This is a genomic window from Rhodopseudomonas palustris BisB18 (assembly GCF_000013745.1).
GTDB lineage: Bacteria > Pseudomonadota > Alphaproteobacteria > Rhizobiales > Xanthobacteraceae > Rhodopseudomonas_A > Rhodopseudomonas_A palustris_F.
Genome location: NC_007925.1, coordinates 1,894,185 through 1,913,538 on the forward strand (window position 1 = coordinate 1,894,185; position 19,354 = coordinate 1,913,538).

Annotated in this window: 19 protein-coding genes; 5 read left to right on the top strand and 14 right to left on the bottom strand. The window is 65.0% G+C overall.

The annotated features are described in order from the left end of the window. Positions 1-67 precede the first annotated feature (67 nt). From RPC_RS08715 to RPC_RS08730, 4 genes are all read right to left on the bottom strand, one after another. Complete coding sequence (locus RPC_RS08715; RefSeq protein WP_011472205.1) at positions 68-1,012, bottom strand: hypothetical protein; 945 nt, start codon at positions 1,010-1,012, stop codon at positions 68-70. A gap of 36 nt (positions 1,013-1,048) precedes the next feature. Next, the gene (locus RPC_RS08720) at positions 1,049-1,855 is read right to left on the bottom strand and encodes a hypothetical protein (protein WP_011472206.1); all 807 of its coding nucleotides are present in this window, start codon (positions 1,853-1,855) and stop codon (positions 1,049-1,051) included. Positions 1,856-1,986: 131 nt separating this feature from the next. Beyond that, positions 1,987-3,108: a DUF2336 domain-containing protein gene (locus RPC_RS08725; protein WP_011472207.1), complete on the bottom strand. Its 1,122-nt coding sequence runs from the start codon at positions 3,106-3,108 to the stop codon at positions 1,987-1,989. Between the two features lie 2 nt (positions 3,109-3,110). Beyond that, a complete protein-coding gene (locus RPC_RS08730) occupies positions 3,111-4,316 on the bottom strand; it encodes a GGDEF domain-containing protein (protein ID WP_011472208.1) in 1,206 nt (401 codons plus the stop codon). A 313-nt stretch (positions 4,317-4,629) separates the two neighbouring features. Between RPC_RS08730 and RPC_RS08735 the strand changes: the two genes are divergently transcribed. Together RPC_RS08735 and RPC_RS24980 are read left to right on the top strand one after the other, a co-directional pair. Continuing rightward, on the top strand, positions 4,630-5,412 hold the full coding sequence (locus tag RPC_RS08735) for a hypothetical protein (protein ID WP_415914813.1): 783 nt from the start codon (positions 4,630-4,632) through the stop codon (positions 5,410-5,412). Positions 5,413-5,692: 280 nt separating this feature from the next. Continuing rightward, on the top strand, positions 5,693-6,172 hold the full coding sequence (locus RPC_RS24980; RefSeq protein WP_011472210.1) for a TIGR03809 family protein: 480 nt from the start codon (positions 5,693-5,695) through the stop codon (positions 6,170-6,172). Positions 6,173-6,179: 7 nt separating this feature from the next. Here RPC_RS24980 and RPC_RS08745 read toward each other — a convergent pair whose 3' ends face one another. After that, the gene (locus RPC_RS08745; protein ID WP_011472211.1) at positions 6,180-7,544 is read right to left on the bottom strand and encodes a TIGR03808 family TAT-translocated repetitive protein; all 1,365 of its coding nucleotides are present in this window, start codon (positions 7,542-7,544) and stop codon (positions 6,180-6,182) included. A 616-nt stretch (positions 7,545-8,160) separates the two neighbouring features. Here RPC_RS08745 and torC point away from each other — a divergent pair. From torC to torA, 3 genes are all read left to right on the top strand, one after another. Continuing rightward, positions 8,161-9,318 carry a pentaheme c-type cytochrome TorC gene (torC, locus tag RPC_RS08750; RefSeq protein ID WP_011472212.1) on the top strand — a complete coding sequence of 386 codons (1,158 nt, stop codon included), beginning with the start codon at positions 8,161-8,163 and terminating at the stop codon, positions 9,316-9,318. A gap of 40 nt (positions 9,319-9,358) precedes the next feature. Beyond that, positions 9,359-9,937: a TorD/DmsD family molecular chaperone gene (locus RPC_RS08755; RefSeq protein ID WP_415914814.1), complete on the top strand. Its 579-nt coding sequence runs from the start codon at positions 9,359-9,361 to the stop codon at positions 9,935-9,937. Positions 9,938-10,018: 81 nt separating this feature from the next. Beyond that, positions 10,019-12,493, top strand: a complete 2,475-nt coding sequence (gene torA, locus RPC_RS08760) for a trimethylamine-N-oxide reductase TorA (protein WP_011472214.1) — start codon at positions 10,019-10,021, stop codon at positions 12,491-12,493. Positions 12,494-12,616: 123 nt separating this feature from the next. Here torA and RPC_RS08765 read toward each other — a convergent pair whose 3' ends face one another. The 9 genes from RPC_RS08765 to scpA all read right to left on the bottom strand — a co-directional run bounded on the left by RPC_RS08765 (position 12,617) and on the right by scpA (position 19,320). After that, positions 12,617-12,868: a hypothetical protein gene (locus tag RPC_RS08765; protein ID WP_011472215.1), complete on the bottom strand. Its 252-nt coding sequence runs from the start codon at positions 12,866-12,868 to the stop codon at positions 12,617-12,619. Positions 12,869-12,938: 70 nt separating this feature from the next. Then, positions 12,939-13,598, bottom strand: a complete 660-nt coding sequence (locus tag RPC_RS08770; protein ID WP_011472216.1) for a pyroglutamyl-peptidase I — start codon at positions 13,596-13,598, stop codon at positions 12,939-12,941. A gap of 252 nt (positions 13,599-13,850) precedes the next feature. Continuing rightward, on the bottom strand, positions 13,851-14,846 hold the full coding sequence (gene meaB, locus RPC_RS08775; RefSeq protein WP_011472217.1) for a methylmalonyl Co-A mutase-associated GTPase MeaB: 996 nt from the start codon (positions 14,844-14,846) through the stop codon (positions 13,851-13,853). 80 nt (positions 14,847-14,926) lie between these two features. Next, complete coding sequence (locus RPC_RS08780) at positions 14,927-15,700, bottom strand: DUF3298 and DUF4163 domain-containing protein (protein ID WP_011472218.1); 774 nt, start codon at positions 15,698-15,700, stop codon at positions 14,927-14,929. A gap of 45 nt (positions 15,701-15,745) precedes the next feature. Then, complete coding sequence (locus tag RPC_RS08785; protein WP_011472219.1) at positions 15,746-16,090, bottom strand: HepT-like ribonuclease domain-containing protein; 345 nt, start codon at positions 16,088-16,090, stop codon at positions 15,746-15,748. Continuing rightward, positions 16,090-16,404, bottom strand: coding sequence for a nucleotidyltransferase (locus RPC_RS08790; RefSeq protein WP_011472220.1), 315 nt, complete (start codon positions 16,402-16,404; stop codon positions 16,090-16,092). Before RPC_RS08790 ends, RPC_RS08785 begins: the two co-directional genes overlap by 1 nt. 68 nt (positions 16,405-16,472) lie before the next feature. Beyond that, a complete protein-coding gene (locus RPC_RS08795) occupies positions 16,473-16,889 on the bottom strand; it encodes a type II toxin-antitoxin system VapC family toxin (protein WP_049766070.1) in 417 nt (138 codons plus the stop codon). Further along, positions 16,886-17,158: a type II toxin-antitoxin system Phd/YefM family antitoxin gene (locus RPC_RS08800; RefSeq protein WP_011472222.1), complete on the bottom strand. Its 273-nt coding sequence runs from the start codon at positions 17,156-17,158 to the stop codon at positions 16,886-16,888. The genes RPC_RS08795 and RPC_RS08800 overlap by 4 nt, the downstream gene beginning before the upstream one ends. A gap of 5 nt (positions 17,159-17,163) precedes the next feature. Further along, positions 17,164-19,320 (bottom strand): methylmalonyl-CoA mutase, encoded by a 2,157-nt coding sequence (gene scpA / locus RPC_RS08805; RefSeq protein ID WP_011472223.1) that lies wholly within the window; start codon positions 19,318-19,320, stop codon positions 17,164-17,166. Positions 19,321-19,354 lie beyond the last annotated feature (34 nt).

Here is a 19,354-nt window from a genome sequence, read left to right on the forward strand (position 1 = left end):
AGCGCCGTCGATCGTCGTCACGCCACCGCGCGCGCATCGGTTCGACGAACTCTCGTCGAACCGTCGATCAATTGTTCCGATGTTCGACGATGAGCGCGGATCCCACGGTGGCCAGTGTGTTCTCGATCAGCTCGGGCTCCGCGCCGTCGTTGATCAGCAGCCCGGTTTGGTCGTCGCCCGCGACATTGACGGCCCAATGCGGGTCGCCCCCGTTGTAGAGGTCCTTCTCGAGCAACATGGTCTGCAGATCGTAAAGATGCACCTTGTTGTGCGTCACCAGCAAATATCCGTTGCGCGCCGAATCGCGCGATTTTTCCGGCCAATCGTTGCGGTGCGGGTCATCCACGAAGAATATTCCGCGTTGATATCGCGGCGTTCGAAGTTCTGCCTCGGTTATTCCACGCCGGGCTCCCTCTTCGACAATTCGCGGGCCAACCTGCACCGCGTCGCGACATTTGGCGGCGCGCGGGTTGAGTTTGGTAATATCGTTCGAACTGAACAGCACCGGAACGGTCGCATCGTAACCCGGGTAGCCGGCCTCGTCGTGCAGACATAGCACGGCGCTGAAGGTCGATCTTGCGACCAGATTCGATGCGGTGTGCCCTTTGATTTTCAGAAGGCCGAGCTGGACCGGGCTGCGCTGGCTGACGGCCCAGCCGACTGCACCGAGAACCAACGGTTTGTCCTTGAGATGACCGAAGACGCCCTCCAAACTGTAACTGAGCAGTTCGGCCTTCTGTTCGCCGTTGACGATCGACTTGGCGATTCCGTCCTTGACCTCGCGGCCTGCGGCGACCGCCTCCGCGGTCCCGACCAGCCGGAGCCGAACATAGCCCAGATGGAAGCGAACGGCGGTGAATTTGATCTCCGCTCCGGAGGGCGTCTTGTAGGTGGCCTGCCGCAGCACGGAGACGTGTGGGGCGATGGCGACCCAGTTGAATTGAGCGGCCTGCAGAGCGCCGCCGGACAGCGCCAATTCAGCCACGGCGGCAAGGGCCGCCGTTGCCGCCATCAAATGGAAACGACCGTGTGCCACCGCGCGGATGCCTCAGATGTTCTTCCTGGCGACGAGGACGATGCCGGATACATCGTAGTCGTCGTTCTTTCCGAACTGATAGTTGACGTCGCCGGGAAGAAATTCGATGTAGTGGACGTTCTGTGGGCGCGGATCTTCGGTGGTGGGGGGCGCGCCTTCCTTGTTGCCGGCGCCTTCCTTGACCGCGATCACCTCTTCCAAGGAGGTGTGCACCAGTTGATCAGTCACCCGGATCGAGTCGCGCGAATCCCGAACCTTCGGTCGCACTGCGATCCCATCGACCTTCATGGTGATGGGAAATTTCTGGGTCGCGAGGTACACGCTGACTTTCACTTCGTCGTCCCGAGTGGCGTAGAAGTAGAGCCGGCTGGGCGGGCGTTGCTGGGCGAGAATTTCAGCGCCCTTGAAGCGGAATGAATATCCATACGTGGCGTTGAAATTGGCTCTCGTCTTGATTTCCGAGACGATCTTGCCGAGGCTTTCAAGCTGGCGTTGAAGTTCCTCGGCCTGTCCGAGGCGGCTGGACAGCGCGGCGACGGACGTCGACAAGGTCTCGATCTTGCGCTGCAGTTCGGCGACTTGCAGTTCGCCGGCCTGAAGCGCGCCGCCGGGGCCCGCGGTTTGGCCGAGCGGCGGTGTTACTTTCATCTTCTCCGAAAGATGATCGTCGATGTACTTATCAACCCGTGGACTAAGTAAGTACCACGCCGTTCCGCACACCGCGCCCGCGGCGGCGGTCGCGCCGGTGACGTATGTCAAAGCACTCTGGATGGCGGATTTCTTTGCGGAATGCGGCTCGTTGTCATTGACGACAGCCATGGCTATCCCCAAATTCAGAAAATTGATCAAAGAATTTCGTCAACTTTAACGCGCGTCGGAGCCGAAAACAACCGCCGTGGAAGGGCTGTGGGCCGGCAATGGCTGGCTTGCGGCGCGGGTTGTTGCGGCGGTCAGGTCGGAGGCGCGGCGGTGCTGCCGGTTTCCTGCTGCATCCGGTGGAAGCGCAGCACCTGCTGCGCCGTGCTCGGCCGCAATTGCTCGTAGGTCAGCCGGCAGGCCTCGATGTCGGCGCTCTTCATGCCGGACAATTCGTCGCGCAGACTGATGATCGCGCGCACCGTCGACCACGTCAGTCCGGCGACCTTGGCCAAGATCAGCACGCCCTCGGCCCGGGATTCGATCATTATGGACTCGGCGACCGATACCGTGACGTTGGCCATGCAGGCGATCGCGGCGTTGGTCTCGTCGAACTTGCCTTCCTCGGCGAAGTTGCCGACCAGCTTTTCGTCGAGCCTGCCGTCCTCGTATAGCGCGCGCACCAGGCCGTGGGCGATCACGGTTTCCTTGCTCATCGCCGCCGGCGCCAGCCGGGCGCGCCGCGAGGCTTCGCGGACCGCGGTTGCGATCTCGTTCGCCTCCTGCGGATGCGCGGCCTCCAGCCGGCTGCGCACCGACACCGAGGCCTTGGCGATCAATTTCAGGTAGTGATGCCGCGGGATCGACGACACCATGCTGATCAGCGCCGACAGCGTGTCGTCGATCTCGACCCGCGACGCCAGCGTCGAATAGCCTTGTGCCGAAAACTCCGCCCCTGGATTGTTGACCGTGCTGTGCACCACCTCGATGTTGCCGAGTTCGACCAGCACCTCGGTCACCGCTCCGCTCAACACCTGCCGCTTGGAAATCGCCAGCAGGTGGCCCTGGCTCTTGCTGCGGGCATTCTCGATCAAGGCGTGGTCGTCGAGTTGCGTCGACTGGGTCAGCACCGGGGCCGCGACGTCGATCAGATCGTCGAATGCCAGATGACGGATGATGCGCGGCGGCGCCTTGGCGATCGGCGCCAGGCGCTGCGCCAGCAGGGCCTTCGCCTTGGCCTCGATGTGACGCACCAAACACGCAAACACGTCGTCGAACAGCGCGACCTGCTCGTCGGAATAGTCCACCGCGCCGCTTACGAACAGATCGGTGACGCGGCGCAGCGTTTCCACCCGGCGCGCCACCGGGCCATGGGCAAGGGTGTCCTGCAGTTCGTCGAGCAGGTTTTCGGAAGCAGCCTTGGCTCTCAGATGCATGATCAGACTCGGAGCTCGTGCGCCCGCGCCGCCGCCCGGTCCGGCGCAGCGCCCGGCGCCGGGCGCGACAGCGCGACGCGGTTGCGGCCATCGGCCTTGGCTTCGTAGAGCGCGTCGTCGGCGCGGGCGAGCAACGCTTCGGGCGTTTCATTGTTGCACCAAGAGGCGATCCCGACCGACATCGTCACCGTCATGCCCTGCGAGAACGCGCTCCAGTCGAGATCCGCCACGATCCGCCGCAGCCGGTCGAGGGTCGGCTGGGCGCTGTCCTGCGTCGTCTCGGGCAGCACCAGCAAGAACTCCTCGCCGCCGTAACGGCCGAAGCGGTCGACATTGCGGATGTTGGCGAAGATCGTGATCGCAAACGTCCGCAGCACCTCGTCGCCGGTGGGATGGCCGTAGAGGTCGTTGATCCGCTTGAACCAGTCGAGGTCGATCAGCGCGATGGTCAGCGGCATCGCGGTGCGGCGGGCGCGCAGGATTTCGTCGTCGAGCATCCGCATGATGCAGCGGCGGTTGGACGCCCCGGTGAGTTCGTCGAGCTCGGCGAGCTCTTCGATGCGTTTGTAGGTCGCCTTGAGTTCGACGCCGCGCCGGTAGAGCCTTTCGCGCAGCGCGCTGGAGACGACCCCGATGAACATGCAGCGGCCGAGCGCGAGAACGAACACCAGCATGGTGGCGAAGCGCTCAAGCGGGGTGGCCATCGGCAGCGAAATCGGCCGCTCGCTCAGTAGCAACAGCGCACCGACGCCGACGGCCATCAGGCTCCAGGCGATCACCGTCTGGCGCGGCGTCGAGCGCAGCGCGCTGAAGCCGTAGACGATGAACAGCGAGCACAGAAACAATACCCCGACCTGCGGGACGAAATACGCGAACCCCAGCAGGATGACGAGGTTGATGGTGGATTGCGGAAGCACGCAGTAATGATCGCGGAAGCGATCCGCGAAGCCGAATTCCGACAACACCAGGAACAGCGTCACCGTGGCCAGGCCGCAACCCGCAAGCGCCGCACCGACGATCGCCGGCACGGTTCCCGCCGCCGCATAGATCAGCAGAACGCCGGCATCGATGACGTAGCTCAGTCCGGCCAGATCCAGCATCTGACGCCGCTGCTTGGCGCGTTGCGCCAGGACCGCGGCAGGGCGCAGGTCGCCCTCGCTGTGGGCGCCCAACGGATCGGAGAAAGGAGAAGTTGCGGTGGCGTCCATGTTTCCGTCGACGGCTGCGATCGATTATTCAAGGCTAATCGCAAAGCCTTTAGGTTTGGTATCTTTTGGCCCCGCGAGGTCATCGCGAAAGGCTACTAAACATTTGATCTTGTTAGATAGATTTCGTGTGCGCGGAGGCCGCGCGGGCGCTGCGGGCGGTAGATTTGCAAGGCCACGGTGCGGCCGGGGGGAGGGACCCGTTGCGGCACCGTTCGGGTGGGATTATTTTACCGGCAGCATCGAACCTTTCCCGCTTCGCAACGACAAATTCTACAAGACCGTGAGGCCAGTCAGGCGCGGAGCGAGGCCGGCCGTGATGGCGATGAGCAAGAATGATCAGCAGCAACGACCCGGCGCGATCGAGGCGTTGTTGCCGTGGTATGCGGCCGGGACGCTCGGCGCGCGCGACACCCAGCGGGTCGAACGGGCGCTGGCGAGCGATCCTCGCCTTGCGGCGCAATTCGCCGCGATCCAGGACGAATGCGCGGCCACCATCCGCCTCGATGAAAGCCTCGGCGCGCCATCGCCGCGGGCGCTGGAAAAGCTGTTCGCCGCGATCGACGCCGAACCGCCTGCTGGCGCGCTGCGGCGCCGGCCGGACCGCTCCTCGGCGCGGCTCGGCGAGGCTTTCAGCCAGCTGTCGCCGCGCATCGTCGGCTGGACCGCGCTGGCCGGGGCGTTGGGCCTGCTGTTGCAGGCCGGCCTGATCGGCGCGCTGCTGGCCAGCCGGGAGCCGCTCCGCGGCCATCAGCTTGCGGCGGGCCAGAGCGCGGCGGCCGGCTCCGAACCGGTGATCAGCGGCCCGGCCGCCGCGTCGCGGCCGCGCGCGCTGGTGCGTTTCGCCCCCGACGCACGGATCGCCGAGATCGGCCGCCTGCTCGACGCCTATCAGGCGAGCATCGTCGCAAGCGGCCCGGACGGTCTGTTGCGCCTGCAGTTCGGCGATCGGCCGCTGCGGCCGGCGGAACTCGACGATCTGGCGACGCGGCTGCAGGCGGAACCGATCGTCAGCCTCGCGGTCGCGCTGCCGGGCGCCGCAGGCGGTAAAAAAACCGCCGACGGTCTTGAACGTTTGCCCGGCGATCCCGACCAATAGGGGTGGGAGCGGACATCCCTCCCCAACGATGCCGTATTCGGCGCGAGCGCCCATCCACCCAGCGCCAATATGGCTCGACCCGCCCGGTTGTCCCCCCCGGGCGGGTCTTTCGTTTGGAGCTTGCGCGAAGCTGGCGCCGAGCGCCGCGACACGCAGCTGCCTGGGGATACCCTCAAGCTCAACACGGTAAACTTCTGTTAACACTATTACCATTATTGTTCAGTCGATTCGTCAGGTTGCGTCGGCGTCCAGCTTCACCTCCCCTTGGACTCGCTATTTCATGATCGAGCAATCGGATGTTACCCGCGGCCGCGCGGTGGTGGAGCGCTGGTGCATTTTGGCTGAGCAGCGCCTGGAATACCTCACGGAACTGTTCGAAACCGGGCGCTGGCGGCGTTATCACAGCGAATTGGACTTCCTGGACAACATCCAGGAGGCCAAATTGGCGGTGCAGACCTGGCGCGGGCTGTTGACCCGCGAAGCCACGGCGAACAACCAGCCGGTCGACCTGTCCTGGCTCGGCGTTAATTCCAAACTGAAGCCCCGCCAGAGCGTGCTGCCGAGCGAGGCGCCCGCGACCTGGACCGCGCCCCGCCACCCGGCCGCGGTGCAATACACAGCCCCGGTGGCGCCGGTCGAGCGGACCGAGCCGGTTGCGGCGGCGGCCGACGAGGACGCGGCGGAGCCGGTGTCCTGGGAGCGGCAGCTCGACCTCGTGGTGATGCAGCAGCGCTATCCGCTGTTGCGCCCGGCGCTGTAATTCGCGCTCACCGCGCCGCATTGATCCCCATCACCACCTGAGCGAACTTGGCTGCGCCGGGCGCTGCCAGATCCGGCGTCACCGGCCGGGCATGATCGAGCCCGACCACCGCGCCGCGCGGCGTCTCCGAGATCACATTGTTGCCGACCAGCGCGGTGCCGGCGCCATCCGCCACCGACACCCCGATGCCGACAAAGGCGTTGCGGATCACATTGCCGCTGATCGCGACGTCGCGCAGATAGCGGCCCCAGCCGGCGACGATGCCGAACGACGGCGCGTTCTCGACCACATTGCCGGTGACCGCAGTATCGGCCTCGACATAGATGCCGATGCCGGCGTCGTCATCCGGCGCGGTGCCGATCGGCCGCTTCGGCGTGAGGTTGCGGATCAGATTGCCCTGCACCACGCTGAGCCGGCCGCCTTCGTTGAAATTGCACACCGAGACGCCGACCGCGGCGCCGTTGACGGTGTTGTTGGCGATCACCGCGCCTTCGAAGGCAAATTCGGAATACAGCGCCACCTCGCGGACATTGCTGACGCTGTTGCCGGTGATCTGGATGTTGGAGGCGGAATTGCCGCGCACCGCGGAGTAATCGCAGTTCTTGATGCGGTTGCCGCGCACGACGACGTTGCCGGCGCGAAACGCGTTGATGGCGTTGCCGTATTGCCCGGAGCCGCCGGGGCCGGCCTTGATGTCCTCGATGCGGTTGTCGAGAACTTGCGTGCCGTCGTCGCCGAGCGCGCTGCGCAGGATCTCGATGCCGTTGTCGTTGGTGCCCAAAATGCTGTTGCGCGCCACGATCAAGCCCTGGGCGTCGAACGAGACGATGCCGGTGGTGGCGATGTTACTGAAGCCGTTATCGCTGATGTCGCCGGCGATATTGTCGAGCCAGATGCCGTTGCCGCCGGAATTGGCGATTGTGCATTGCGTGATGCGAAGTTCACGGCCCTGCTGGCAATGCACCAGGCCGCGACGTTGCGGCAACTTGATCTGCGCGCCATCGAGCGTGAGGCCGCTCAGCTCCACGGCGTTGCCGCCCTGGCTTTCCAGCAGCGAGCGGCCGCCGTTGAACAGCAGCCGCGTCGCGCCGCGCACACCGATCAGCTGCGCGCCGTTCGGCAGCATCAGCGGGCCGGTGCGATAGACCCCCGGCGGCAGCGCCAGCGGTGTCTGCGCCCGCGCAGCGTCGTCGATGGCGCGCTGCAAGGCTCTGGTCTGATCGTCCGGACTGTTCGGCCGCACGCCGTATTGGCTGGCGTCGCGCCCGAGCGACGAGGTCAGCGGCGCCGCGCGGGCGGGCTTACTTGGTAAAGCCAGCGCGCCGGCTGCAAAGGCTGCGGCGTTGAGGAGGTGACGGCGGCTGAGCGGCATCGCATGGGTCCTGACATCGGACGAAAATGCATTCGGCGTTTGCGGATCGCTTCGGCGCTTGCGCAATCACCAGCTCAACGGTCTGATTCGGTTATCAAGCCGCCCCCTAAGTCGTTCGTGAAGGGCGACGCAAAGATATCCCGCGCGGCGCGGCTCCGCACGGGAGCTGGTTGGCTTTGTTGCGGAGCAGGGTTAACCGATCGCCGCATCAGGCGTAGTGCTGGACGGACCAGCGCTGCCATCCCGCGCAAGTTGCCGATGCGATTCACTGATGAACCTCCAGTGTAGTCTGCGACGCGAGACGGTTACGGTCTGCAACCGCGTGGTTGCGCGAGTAGTCACGTAAGCAATGCCGGTGGTTGCAGTGGGCGCACTTAGTACTTTCGTCCAACTCTACTTGATGTGGATCAAGATGTTCTGAGCGCGAGGCGCCCATTCTCCTTTCGCCGCACAGAGTGGAATCTCCATTGTGACGGTGCCAACCGCCGCGGACGCTTCATCAAGCGCTGCGCTTCACCCGAGGTCCCCCAGAACCTCCTTCGCATCACCGATCAAGGTCCGCGGTCAGTCGATCCTGCGGACTGAAAGCTCCGTTCCGTAAGAACAGGAAAACGTCGTGATTCAATTTCTGCGCAGCCGCGGTTCGAAATGGACCCTGGCCCTCGTTGCCGTGGCAGGTGCTGTCGCGGGAGTGATCGGTTGGGGCGGCTTCAACACCGCGATGGAAGCCACCAACAGCCTCGAGTTCTGCATCTCGTGCCACGAGATGCGCGACACCGTCTTCAAGGAATATCAAAAATCGATTCACTACACCAACGCCTCAGGCGTTCGTGCGGCCTGCCCGGACTGCCATGTGCCGAAGCAATGGCTGCCGAAGTTCATCCGCAAGGTCGAGGCCAGCAGCGAAATCTACCATAAGTTGGTCGGCACCATCGACACCCCGGAGAAGTTCGAGGCCGCGCGTCTTGGACTGGCCAAGCGGGTGTGGGCGACGATGAAGAACACCGACAGCCGCGAGTGCCGCAATTGTCACTCGTTCCAGACGATGGATTTCCACAAGCAGCGCCCGGCCGCCTCGGAGGCCATGCAGAAGGGCATGGCCGACGGCAAGACCTGCATCGATTGTCACAAGGGCATCGCCCACAAGATGCCCGACATGAGCGTCGGCTATCGTTCGATCTTCAACGAGCTGGCGGCATCGGCCAAGACGTTGCAGCCCAAGGTCGGCGACACCCTCGCCACCTTGATCACGACGTCGTTCTATCTGGACAAGCCCGGCAAGGATGATCCAGCCGACGGCCGGCTGCTGGCGGCGACCCCGATGAAGGTCACGGCAGTGGACGGCCCCTTGCTGCAGGTGCAACTGACCGGCTGGCAGCAGGAAGGCTCCGAGCAGATGCTCTATGCCCGACAGGGCAAGCGGATTCCCTCGGCCGCGCTCGGTCCCGAAGCGGTGGAGAAGGTCACCAGCGTCAGCACCATGACCGATCCCGACACCGATCAGGTCTGGAGTGAAGGCAAGCTCGCGGTCTGGGTGAAGAACGAAAACCTGGTCGCCGATGCGGCCAAGCTCAACGCCTACGGCGCCGAGATGTACTCATCAAGCTGCGGGCTCTGCCACGCCTTGCCGGCGACCGGGCACTTCCTCGCCAATCAGTGGATCGGCAATTTGAACGCGATGAAACGCTTCGTCACCCTCGACGACGAGCAGTTCCGGATGGTTCAGAAGTACGTCCAGATGAACGCGCAGGACACCGGAGGCAAGCATGAGTGACGTCTCGCATGCTGACCGAATAGCGGGACATGCACAGTGTTTGCTGTGGCTCGCCGCGGTGTTCGCGGCGCCACCCTCGCGCGACAGCGTCGCCTCCTATCGACGCGGCGAAGCCGCCGTCTGGCTGGGCGAATTGGCTCGGCAACACGACCTCGCCGAAGGCGTCGCTCAAATCCGTGACGTGCTCGCCGCCGAACTCGACGACGAGGCCTTGACGGCGCGATTGGGCATTGCGTTCGGACGGCTGTTCAGCGGCATCGGCGGACCGGATGCGATCGCGCCTTACGAATCGGCGTTCCGCTGCGGCGGGCGGCCGTTTCAAGCGCCGACCGCGGAAATGGATGCGCTGCTGGCGGCGCACGATGTCTCGGTCGCCACCGGACTGGCGGAGCCTGCCGACCACGTTTCGGTGGAGCTGTCGCTGCTTTCGCAACTCATCGCCACCGACGATCCGGGCCGCTTTGCATTGCAGCAGCGGCTCTGCGGCTGGATCCCGGATTTCTGTGCCGCCTGCCACGTGCGCGACCATCGTGGATTCTGGGGCGGCGCGGCGATGCTGCTGACCGCGCTGCTCACGCGCGACACCAGCGCCCCGACCACGGGTCGTTCGGCCGCGTAGCACCATCATCATTGCGGCTCGGAGAGTTCTCCCCGAACCGGCTGCAAGTTTCGGTACTCAATTCGTCCCATGGAGTCTCACATGACTATCCAATCGATCGACCAATTCAGTAAGACGTTGTCGCGCCGCTCGGTGCTGAACGGAGGCGCCGCGCTCGCCGCGCTTGGAATCTTCGGCCCGTCGCTGCTGGCGCAGGGCGCCCGCGCCGCCGGCGTGCCGGACGGCGAGGTGTTGACCGGCTCGCACTGGGGCGCGTTCCGCGCCAAGGTCGAGGGCGGTCGCATCACTTCGCTGAAGCCGTGGGAGAAGGATCCGGCGCCGAGCCACCAGCTCCCCGGCGTGCTGGATTCGGTGTATTCGCCGACCCGGATCAAATATCCGATGGTGCGTCGCGCGTTCCTGGAAAAGGGCGCCGCCGCCGAACGCGACTCCCGCGGCTCCGGCGATTTCGTCCGCGTCACCTGGGATCAGGCGCTCGATCTTGTCGCCAAGGAAATGCAGCGGGTCGACAAGACCTACGGCCCGGCCGCGACCTATGCCGGATCGTATGGCTGGAAGAGCCCTGGCCGGCTGCACAATTGCCGCAGCCTGCTGCGCCGGCTGATGAATGTGAAGGGCAGCTTCGTGTCTTCGTCGGGCGATTACTCGACCGGCGCGGCGCAGATCATCATGCCGCATGTGGTCGGCTCGCTCGAGGTCTATGAGCAGCAGACGGTGTGGCCGGTAGTGGTCGAGAACACCGAACTGATGGTGTTCTGGGGCTGCGACCCCGCGGTCACCAACCAGATCGGCTGGCTGGTTCCGGATCACGGCGCCTATGAGGGCTTGAATGCGCTCAAAGCCAAGGGCACCAAAGTAATCTGCATCGATCCGATCCGCACCAAGACCTGCGAGACGATGTCCGCCGAATGGATTGCGCCGCGGCCGCAGACCGACGTGGCAATGATGCTCGGCATCGCGCACACGCTCTATACCGAGAAGCTGCACAACGTAAAATTCCTCAAGACCTACACCACCGGCTTCGACAAATTCCTGCCCTATCTGACCGGCGAGAAGGACGGCACGCCGAAGACCGCCGAATGGGCCGCGGCGATCTGCGAAATTCCCGCCGACACCATTCGCGATCTTGCCCGCCGCTTCGCCAAGGGCCGCACCATGCTTGCTGCGGGCTGGTCGATGCAGCGCCAGCATCACGGCGAGCAGGCGCACTGGATGCTGGTGACGCTGGCGGCGATGCTGGGCCAGATCGGTCTGCCCGGCGGCGGCTTCGGCTTCAGCTATCACTACTCCAACGGCGGCGCGCCGGCGGCGGATGCGCCGGCTTTGACCGGCATCACCGATGGCGGCAAGGAGAAGGCCGGCGCGCCCTGGCTGAGCACCGGTGGGGCGTCGTCGATTCCGGTGGCCCGCGTCGTCGACATGCTGCTGAACCCCGGCAAGGAGTTCGACTTCAACGGCACCAAGGGCAAGTATCCGGACGTCAAGCTGGTGTATTGGGCAGGCGGCAATCCGTTCGTCCACCATCAGGACCGCAACCGCATGGTGGCGGCCTGGTCCAAGGTGGAAACCTTCATCGTGCAGGATTTCCAGTGGACCCCGACCGCGCGCCACGCCGACATCGTGCTGCCGGTGACGACCGCCTTTGAGCGCAACGATATCGAAACCATCGGCGACTACGCCGGCGTTGGGATCCTGGCGATGAAGAAAGTGGTCGATCCGGTGTACGAGAGCCGCAACGATTACGACATCTTCGCCGCGCTCGCCGAGCGTTGCGGCAAGGGCAAGGAGTTCACCGAGGGCAAGACCGAGATGGATTGGATCAAATCCTTCTACGAGGCGGCGCTGACCCAGGCCAAGGCGAAGAAATACCCGATGCCGGAATTCGATGAATTCTGGAACGGCGCCGGCGTGGTGGAATTCCCGGTGACGGTGGGCAAGAGCTACGTGCGCTATGCCAAATTCCGCGAGGATCCGCTGCTGGAGCCGCTCGGCACGCCGACCGGCAAGTTCGAGATCTTCTCGCGCAACATCGAGAAGATGGGCTACGACGATTGCGGACCGCATCCGATGTGGATGGAGCCGGCCGAACGCCTGGGTGGGCCGACAGCCAAGTTCCCGCTGCACATCGCCACCTCGCATCCGGCGAGCCGGCTGCATTCGCAGCTCTGCGGCACCAAGCTGCGGGAAACCTACCAGGTCGCCGGCCACGAGCCATGCCTGATCAACCCGAAGGATGCCGAGGCGCGCGGCATCAAGGATGGCGACGTGGTGCGGGTGTTCAATGACCGCGGCCAGATTCTCGCCGGTGCCAAGGTGACCGAGAATGCCCGGCCCGGCGTGATCCGTGTCAACGAGGGCGGCTGGTACGACCCGGCCGAACCCGGCAAGAAGGGGACGTTGTGCCGTTACGGCGACGTCAACGTGCTGACGATGGACATCGGCACGTCGAAACTGGCCCAGGGCAATTGCGGCCATACGGTCATCGGCAACGTCGAGAAATACACCGGCCCGGCCGTTACGGTTGGCGTGTTCACCGCCCCCGCAGGGGCGGCCTGACCCACATCAATCCGCCGGGATACTCTCCCGGCGGATTCATTCCGACACAACGCCGGTGCCGCGACAGCGTGCACCGGCGTTGTTGCGTCGAACATCGACGCGGTCGCACCGCGCGCGCGGGAATCAGGATTTTTGCAACTGGAAATCGCGCTGCTCGCGCGCCTCGCGCTCGTTCATCTCGGGATTTTCGCCGGGGTCGGGCTCGCAGGGGCGGATCTCGTAACCGGCCTCCAGCACCCGACGCGGCGTCGGCGTGTTGTCCTTGGGCTCGACGTCGATCAGTAGCCCGCTCTCCTTGGCGTGTTTCCACACATTGGCCTCGGTCGGATAGGTCTTGCTCACCTTGGCGTCGTCGCAAAACAGCGCGTATGGCATTGGGAACCTCTGGAGACGGCAACGCCGAACCGGGACCGGGGTTGCAATTCGGATTCCGGAAGAACGGCGATCACGCCGGCGTGACAGTCCGCACGCGGCGCACTTGTGCCAGCAGTTCTAGTAGCACGGCCTCGGCGGCGTCAACCAACTGCTCAGCAGTGATACGGTGCGCGCGGTTGTGCTGCGGAACGCCGGGGCGCGGCACCAGCGGCACGTGCACGAAGGCGGCGAGGCTCGGTCCCTGCGCGGCGTCGGTGGCCTCCAGCGCGCGCCAGCACAGATAGTTGCAAAGATAGCGCCCGGCGTCGCGCGAGCCGCGGGCGTCGATGCCGGTATGAAGTGCGGCACGTCGCAATTTTTCGGTGTGCGGCCCGAACCTTCGCGCTTCGGCGCCCGGCAGGATCGCGGCGCTGCGGACGCGGCTATGCGCGGCGTCCGGCCACAGCATAGTCACCGCATTGCGGGCCCGGCTCTCGATCCGCAGGAACGGCGTCCGGGCAGCCAGCCCGAACATCAGCAGCGCATCCGGGGCGTGCCTGGCGATCAGCTGCGGCAGCTCGCGGTCGACCGCGGCGTAACTGACCGGGAAGACGTGGCCGATCAGTTCGACCTCGCTGAGCGCCGGGCGGCGTAGCCGGACGAGCCGCGCCACCAAAGCCGGCGTCGGATTATACGGCGCGCCGGGAAACGGGCCGAAGCCGGTGATCAGGATGCGTAGCGGAGCGGTCATCTGGGTTCGCTCATGTGAGTTGGCTCGGGGGCTGTGCGCGGGTCGTCCCTGCGCACGAAGGACCTATTACGCCTGGCGTCGGAAGCGGCAAGAAACCGGACTACCCCACGGCCAAAAAAACGCAGCTCCGCGCCGTATGGGTCGCTGCTGGCGCAGGAAGCTCGCCTTGAAGCGCAAACCTGGCGGCCGCATGGTTCGAGACGCCGCGCCAAGCGGCGCGGCTCCTCACATTGACGGCGCTCGCATAGTCCCTCAAGTCAGCAAGCCCGCGATTTGATCGGCGCCGAGCGCCGGCGTGATCTGGCCCTCGGCGACGGCTTGCTCGGTGCTACGCACCTTGGCGCGGATCGCCGGATCGGCGCGCAGCTGCGCCTTCCAGCGATCCTCCAGCATGGTCCACATCCACTTCACTTGTTGTTCGCGGCGCCGCGCGGCGAATTCGCCGCAGGCCTGCATCGCGTCGCGGTGTGCGACGACCTGCTGCCACAATTCGGCGATGCCAAGACCGGCGAGCGCCGAATAGGTCACCACCGGCACCTGCCAATGCGCCGAGCGCGGGGTGAGGATATGCAGCGCGCCGCGATATTCCGCGGCGGCGAGGTTGGCGCGCTTCAGATTGTCGCCATCGGCCTTGTTGATCGCGATCATGTCGGCGAGTTCGACCAGGCCCTTCTTGATGCCCTGCAGCTCGTCGCCGGCGCCGGGCAGCATCAGGGCGAGAAAGAAATCGGTCATGTCGCAGACCGCGGTCTCGGACTGGCCGATGCCGACGGTCTCCACCAGCACCACGTCGAAGCCGGCCGCCTCGCACAGCAGCATCGCCTCGCGGGTTTTGGCGGCGACGCCGCCGAGCGTGCCGGCGGCCGGCGAGGGGCGGATGAAGGCGGCGTCGGTCGACGACAGTTGCGCCATTCTTGTCTTGTCGCCGAGGATCGAGCCGCCGGAGCGCGCCGAGGTCGGATCGACCGCCAGCACCGCGACCTTATGGCCGCGCTCGACCAGGAACATGCCGAGCGCCTCTATGGTGGTGGATTTGCCGACCCCGGGCGAGCCGGTGATGCCGACCCGCAGCGCCTGGCCGGTGAGCGGCAGCAGCGCCTGCACTAGCTTCCGCGCCTCGGTCTGGTGATCGGCGCGGCGGCTTTCGATCAGCGTGATGGCGCGCGCCAGCGCCGCGCGGTTGCCGGCGCGGACCTCGCCTGCCAGCGTCGCAATGTCGAGCGGCCTCGCGGTCATCGTTGCAGCCATGATCGTCGCCTTCGGGGGCCGGCGGCAAATTCATTGCGCGGCCGTCAGAGTGAGAAAGTCGGAAAAGCTGGAGCGCAGCGTCAGTCCTCGTCGCCGCGCGGCCGCGCGCCGCCGAAGATCGCGGCACCTTCCGGGGTGAGATAGGGCTTCAACTTGTCCCACGGCACGAAGCCGACATAGTCGCCTTCGGCGTGCGGGCCGATCGCATCGGGCGGATAGTGGAAGGTCAGGCCGGAGCTGTTGCCGGGCTCGGTGGAGGGCGCCAGCGTCACTGCGCCGATCTTGGTGAGTTTCGGCTCGATCGGTTTGGCCCAGTCGGCGCCCGGCACCTCGGGAATGTCGCGCTTGCGCTTTTCGGTTTTCAGCGCCGCGACCACCGCCTGACGCAACGCCGTCATGGTCGGGCCGCCGTCGGCGGTCTCGGTGAAGAACGGCCGGATGCTGATCCGCTTGTTCGCGGTCTTGTCCCACAGGATGGTGTCGACATCGGCGTTCGGATGCGCGCCGCCGGCGCTGATGTAGTCGGAGCGGACGATGCTGACGTAGCGATCTTTGACCAGCGAGCGGACGTCGTATTTGCGCTCCACCGTCCAGGCGCCGTCGCGGAACATGTCCGGGGTCTGCTTGCGCTCGCGGTCGGCGTCGGCGCGGGCCTTCTCGGCCCATCGCTTGCCCTCAGCGAGACAATCGGCGGCCAGCGCCGGATCGGCCTTGATCGGCCCATCGAGCAGCACGGTGGCCTCGATCGACTTGGTCTTGATCGCGAAATCCGGCTTGGCGTCCTCGGCAAAAGCGGGGGTGAGCAGAGCCAGGGCGGCGAGAGCGATCAGCGGGCCGCGGAGGAAGGAGATCATGTCAGTCGGCCTTCGATGGAAGGAAGTTGGGAAATGCGCATGGTGCTATCCGCCGGACGTCGCCATGCGCCGTTCGACGAACGACTTCAAGGGCGGGAGGTGCGTATGGATGATATTCCAGACGGCGTTTGCTTCCGTGGAGTGATAAGCATGCCGCAAAATATTGCCGAAGTCGATCATGCCCTGCCAGTTGATGTCCGGCGCGTCCAGCTTGATGGCTTCCGGGAGCCGGCGGGAAGCCTCGCAAATGATCTCCAGATAGCGTTCGATGAGCAGCCGCATGCGTCGGTCGGCGGCAAATTGATCGAAGGTTTTTCCGCGCAGCAGATCCTCGATCTCGGCAATCGCCCCCAAGATATCCTGCAGCCGGTCTTCCGCTGACGGAGGCATCAAAACACCTCGATCAGATCGTCGGCCATGCGTTCGCGGATGCGCGGCGTCAATTCGCTCGGCTGCATGACGTGGGGCCAAATCCCGATCGCGTCCTCGATCAAGCGTATCACCTTGAGCAGATCGAATTTCGGCGTTCCGTCATAGCCGGTGGTCTCGATCAGAAGATCGAGGTCGCTGTCCGGCCGATGGTCACCGCGGACGCGCGAGCCGAACACCGAAAGCCGCCTGACGCCCAGCGCCTGCAGCGCGGGTGTCAGCCCGCGCAGCTTGGCGAGAATGCTCTCCAGCGTGATGTCGGCGACGTCGGTCATGGCGTTATTCTAGCACATTGCGCGCGATCCGGCAGCTGTCAGTGAAGCCGTCCGAGAGATCGCGGCTGCTAGATACTAGCCTTCGGAATCAATGGGATTTCAAGGGTGGCGGCCGCTCTCCGCATTTGCTGATCGAGGGTCGCCAGTGGAGCGCTGCGTTCAAACGCCAGTTCGACATAGGCGGCGTCATAAGAGGTTAGCCCGTGACGTTCGGCAAAGCCTACGAGGTCGAGAATTCGGTCAGTCGAAATCGACGGCTGCTCGGAAATATCGAGCAGCCCGAGGTCGCTGACGACCGCCGCCAGGGTATCTTGCGAGATTCGATTTCTTCGCAGGTTGACGAGCAGCGCATTGGCGACCTCAGCTGACCAATGAGCCGGGACGACGATGGATTCGGTCGCGATCACTTCGTTCAGGCCGTCGTCCGAAAACCCGGCCTCATTGAGCAGCCACGCAATTGCCATCGACGCGTCGAGAACGATCAATGGCGCCCCTCATTGATCCATTGCTTGATCTCCTGCTGCGTCGCACCGAGATTGATTGTCGCAGCGCGCCGCCTGATCCTATCGATCACCTCGCGGCGCCGTTCAATCGCAGCCGGCGGCAGTTCATGCCGCTCCGGCGATCCCTCTCGGATCAGCCTCGCCACCGCGACGCCATCGCGGGTGATGACCACGTCGTCGCCAGTCGCCTCGACCTCCGCCAGCAGATCATCCAGCTGGGATTTCGCGTCGGTGACGGCGACATGTCTCATGCTGGCTACTCCGCGGCCTCGGCGTGCCCCAGCCGTGCGTTGAGCTTGTGGATCAGTTCCTCGGCGGCGTCGGCGATCACCGTGCCGGGCGGGAAGATCGCCTCGGCGCCCGCCTTGTACAGCGTGTCGTAGTCCTGCGGCGGCATCACCCCGCCGATGATGACCATGATGTCGTCGCGGCCCTGCTTCTTCAGCGCCGCCTTCAATTCCGGCACCGCGGTGAGATGCGCTGCGGCGAGCGAGGAGACGCCGAGGATGTGGACGTCGTTCTCCACCGCCTGCTTGGCGGCTTCCTCGGCGGTGGCGAACAGCGGCCCGATGTCGACGTCGAAGCCGATGTCGGCGAACGCCGAGGCGATCACCTTCTGGCCGCGGTCGTGGCCGTCCTGGCCGATCTTGGCGACCAGGATGCGCGGGCGGCGGCCCTCGGCGTCCTCGAACGCATCGATCAGCGCTTTGAGCTTCTCAACCCGGTTCGACATGGTGGCGGCCTCCCGCTTGTAGACCCCGGTGATCGAGCGGATCTCGGCGCGATGCCGCCCGAACACCTTTTCCAACGCGTCGGAGATTTCGCCGACGGTGGCCTTGACCCGCGCGGCGTCGATGGCGAGCGCCAACAGATTGCCGTTGCCCTCCGACGCCGAGCGCGTCAGCGCATTGAGTGCGGCGTCGACGTCGGCCTGGTTGCGTTCGCCGCGCAGCCGCTTCAATTTGTCGATCTGCAGCCGGCGCACGGTGGAGTTATCCACCTTCAAGACATCGATCGCTGCCTCATCCACCGGCTTGTACTTGTTGACGCCGATCACCGCCTGGCGGCCGGCGTCGATCCGCGCCTGGGTCTTGGCGGAGGCTTCCTCGATCCGCAGCTTCGGCACGCCGGCTTCGATAGCCTTGGCCATGCCGCCGAGGCTCTCGACCTCCTGGATGTGGCCCCAGGCTTTCGCCGCGAGGTCGCGGGTCAGTCGCTCGACGTAGTAGGAGCCGCCCCACGGATCGATGATCCGGTTGGTGCCGCTCTCCTGCTGCAGGAACAGTTGCGTATTACGCGCGATCCGCGCCGAGAAGTCGGTCGGCAGCGCCAGCGCTTCGTCGAGCGCGTTGGTGTGCAGCGACTGGGTGTGGCCCTGCGTCGCCGCCATCGCCTCGATGGTGGTGCGCATCACGTTGTTGTAGACGTCCTGCGCGGTCAGTGACCAGCCCGAGGTCTGGCAATGCGTGCGCAAGGACAGCGACTTCGGATTCTGCGGGTTGAACTGTTTCAACAGCTTGGCCCACAACAGCCGAGCCGCGCGCATCTTGGCGACTTCCATGAAGAAGTTCATGCCGATTGCCCAGAAGAACGACAGCCTGGGTGCAAAGCGATCGACGTCGAGGCCCGCCGCAATGCCGGCACGCAGATATTCGACGCCGTCGGCGAGCGTATAAGCGAGCTCGAGGTCCTGCGTGGCACCGGCTTCCTGCATGTGATAGCCGGAGATGGAGATGGAATTGTACTTCGGCATCTTCGCCGAGGTGTAGGCGAAGATGTCGGAGATGATCCGCATCGAGGGCGCCGGCGGATAGATGTAGGTGTTGCGCACCATGAACTCTTTCAGAATGTCGTTCTGAATGGTTCCGGAGAGTTTCTCCGGCGGCACGCCCTGTTCCTCGGCGGCGGCGACGAACAGCGCCAGGATCGGCAGCACCGCGCCGTTCATGGTCATCGACACGCTCATCTGGTCGAGCGGAATGCCGGCGAACAACGTGCGCATGTCGTAGATACTATCGATCGCCACGCCCGCCATGCCGACGTCGCCAGACACCCGCGGATGATCGCTATCGTAGCCGCGGTGGGTGGCGAGATCGAACGCCACCGACAGGCCCTTTTGCCCGGCGGCGAGGTTGCGGCGATAGAACGCGTTGGAATCTTCCGCGGTGGAGAAGCCGGCATATTGCCGGATGGTCCAGGGCTGGTTGACATACATGGTCGGGTAGGGGCCGCGCAAAAACGGCGCGATGCCCGGATAGGTATCGAGGAAGTCGATGCCTTTCAGGTCCGCCTCGGAATAGCCGGGCTTGACCAAGATGCCTTCCGGCGTCAGCCAGGGTTCGGCGTGGCCACCGGCCGGCGCGACCGCGGCGCTCTGGAATGCGACGTCGGCGAAATTCGGAATCTGGCTCATCTCATCCTGCCTGTTATGCGCCACCGAGCCTATC

What these genes read in the sequence shown, in the direction of transcription:
- RPC_RS08715 (WP_011472205.1), bottom strand. Translation starts at nt 1,012, where the DNA reads ATGGCGGCAACGGCGGCCCTTGCCGCCGTGGCTGAATTGGCGCTGTCC.
- RPC_RS08720 (WP_011472206.1), bottom strand. Translation starts at nt 1,855, where the DNA reads ATGGCTGTCGTCAATGACAACGAGCCGCATTCCGCAAAGAAATCCGCC.
- RPC_RS08725 (WP_011472207.1), bottom strand. Translation starts at nt 3,108, where the DNA reads ATGCATCTGAGAGCCAAGGCTGCTTCCGAAAACCTGCTCGACGAACTG.
- RPC_RS08730 (WP_011472208.1), bottom strand. Translation starts at nt 4,316, where the DNA reads ATGGACGCCACCGCAACTTCTCCTTTCTCCGATCCGTTGGGCGCCCAC.
- RPC_RS24980 (WP_011472210.1), top strand. Translation starts at nt 5,693, where the DNA reads ATGATCGAGCAATCGGATGTTACCCGCGGCCGCGCGGTGGTGGAGCGC.
- RPC_RS08745 (WP_011472211.1), bottom strand. Translation starts at nt 7,544, where the DNA reads ATGCCGCTCAGCCGCCGTCACCTCCTCAACGCCGCAGCCTTTGCAGCC.
- torA (WP_011472214.1), top strand. Translation starts at nt 10,019, where the DNA reads ATGACTATCCAATCGATCGACCAATTCAGTAAGACGTTGTCGCGCCGC.
- RPC_RS08765 (WP_011472215.1), bottom strand. Translation starts at nt 12,868, where the DNA reads ATGCCATACGCGCTGTTTTGCGACGACGCCAAGGTGAGCAAGACCTAT.
- RPC_RS08770 (WP_011472216.1), bottom strand. Translation starts at nt 13,598, where the DNA reads ATGACCGCTCCGCTACGCATCCTGATCACCGGCTTCGGCCCGTTTCCC.
- meaB (WP_011472217.1), bottom strand. Translation starts at nt 14,846, where the DNA reads ATGGCTGCAACGATGACCGCGAGGCCGCTCGACATTGCGACGCTGGCA.
- RPC_RS08780 (WP_011472218.1), bottom strand. Translation starts at nt 15,700, where the DNA reads ATGATCTCCTTCCTCCGCGGCCCGCTGATCGCTCTCGCCGCCCTGGCT.
- RPC_RS08785 (WP_011472219.1), bottom strand. Translation starts at nt 16,090, where the DNA reads ATGCCTCCGTCAGCGGAAGACCGGCTGCAGGATATCTTGGGGGCGATT.
- RPC_RS08790 (WP_011472220.1), bottom strand. Translation starts at nt 16,404, where the DNA reads ATGACCGACGTCGCCGACATCACGCTGGAGAGCATTCTCGCCAAGCTG.
- RPC_RS08800 (WP_011472222.1), bottom strand. Translation starts at nt 17,158, where the DNA reads ATGAGACATGTCGCCGTCACCGACGCGAAATCCCAGCTGGATGATCTG.
- scpA (WP_011472223.1), bottom strand. Translation starts at nt 19,320, where the DNA reads ATGAGCCAGATTCCGAATTTCGCCGACGTCGCATTCCAGAGCGCCGCG.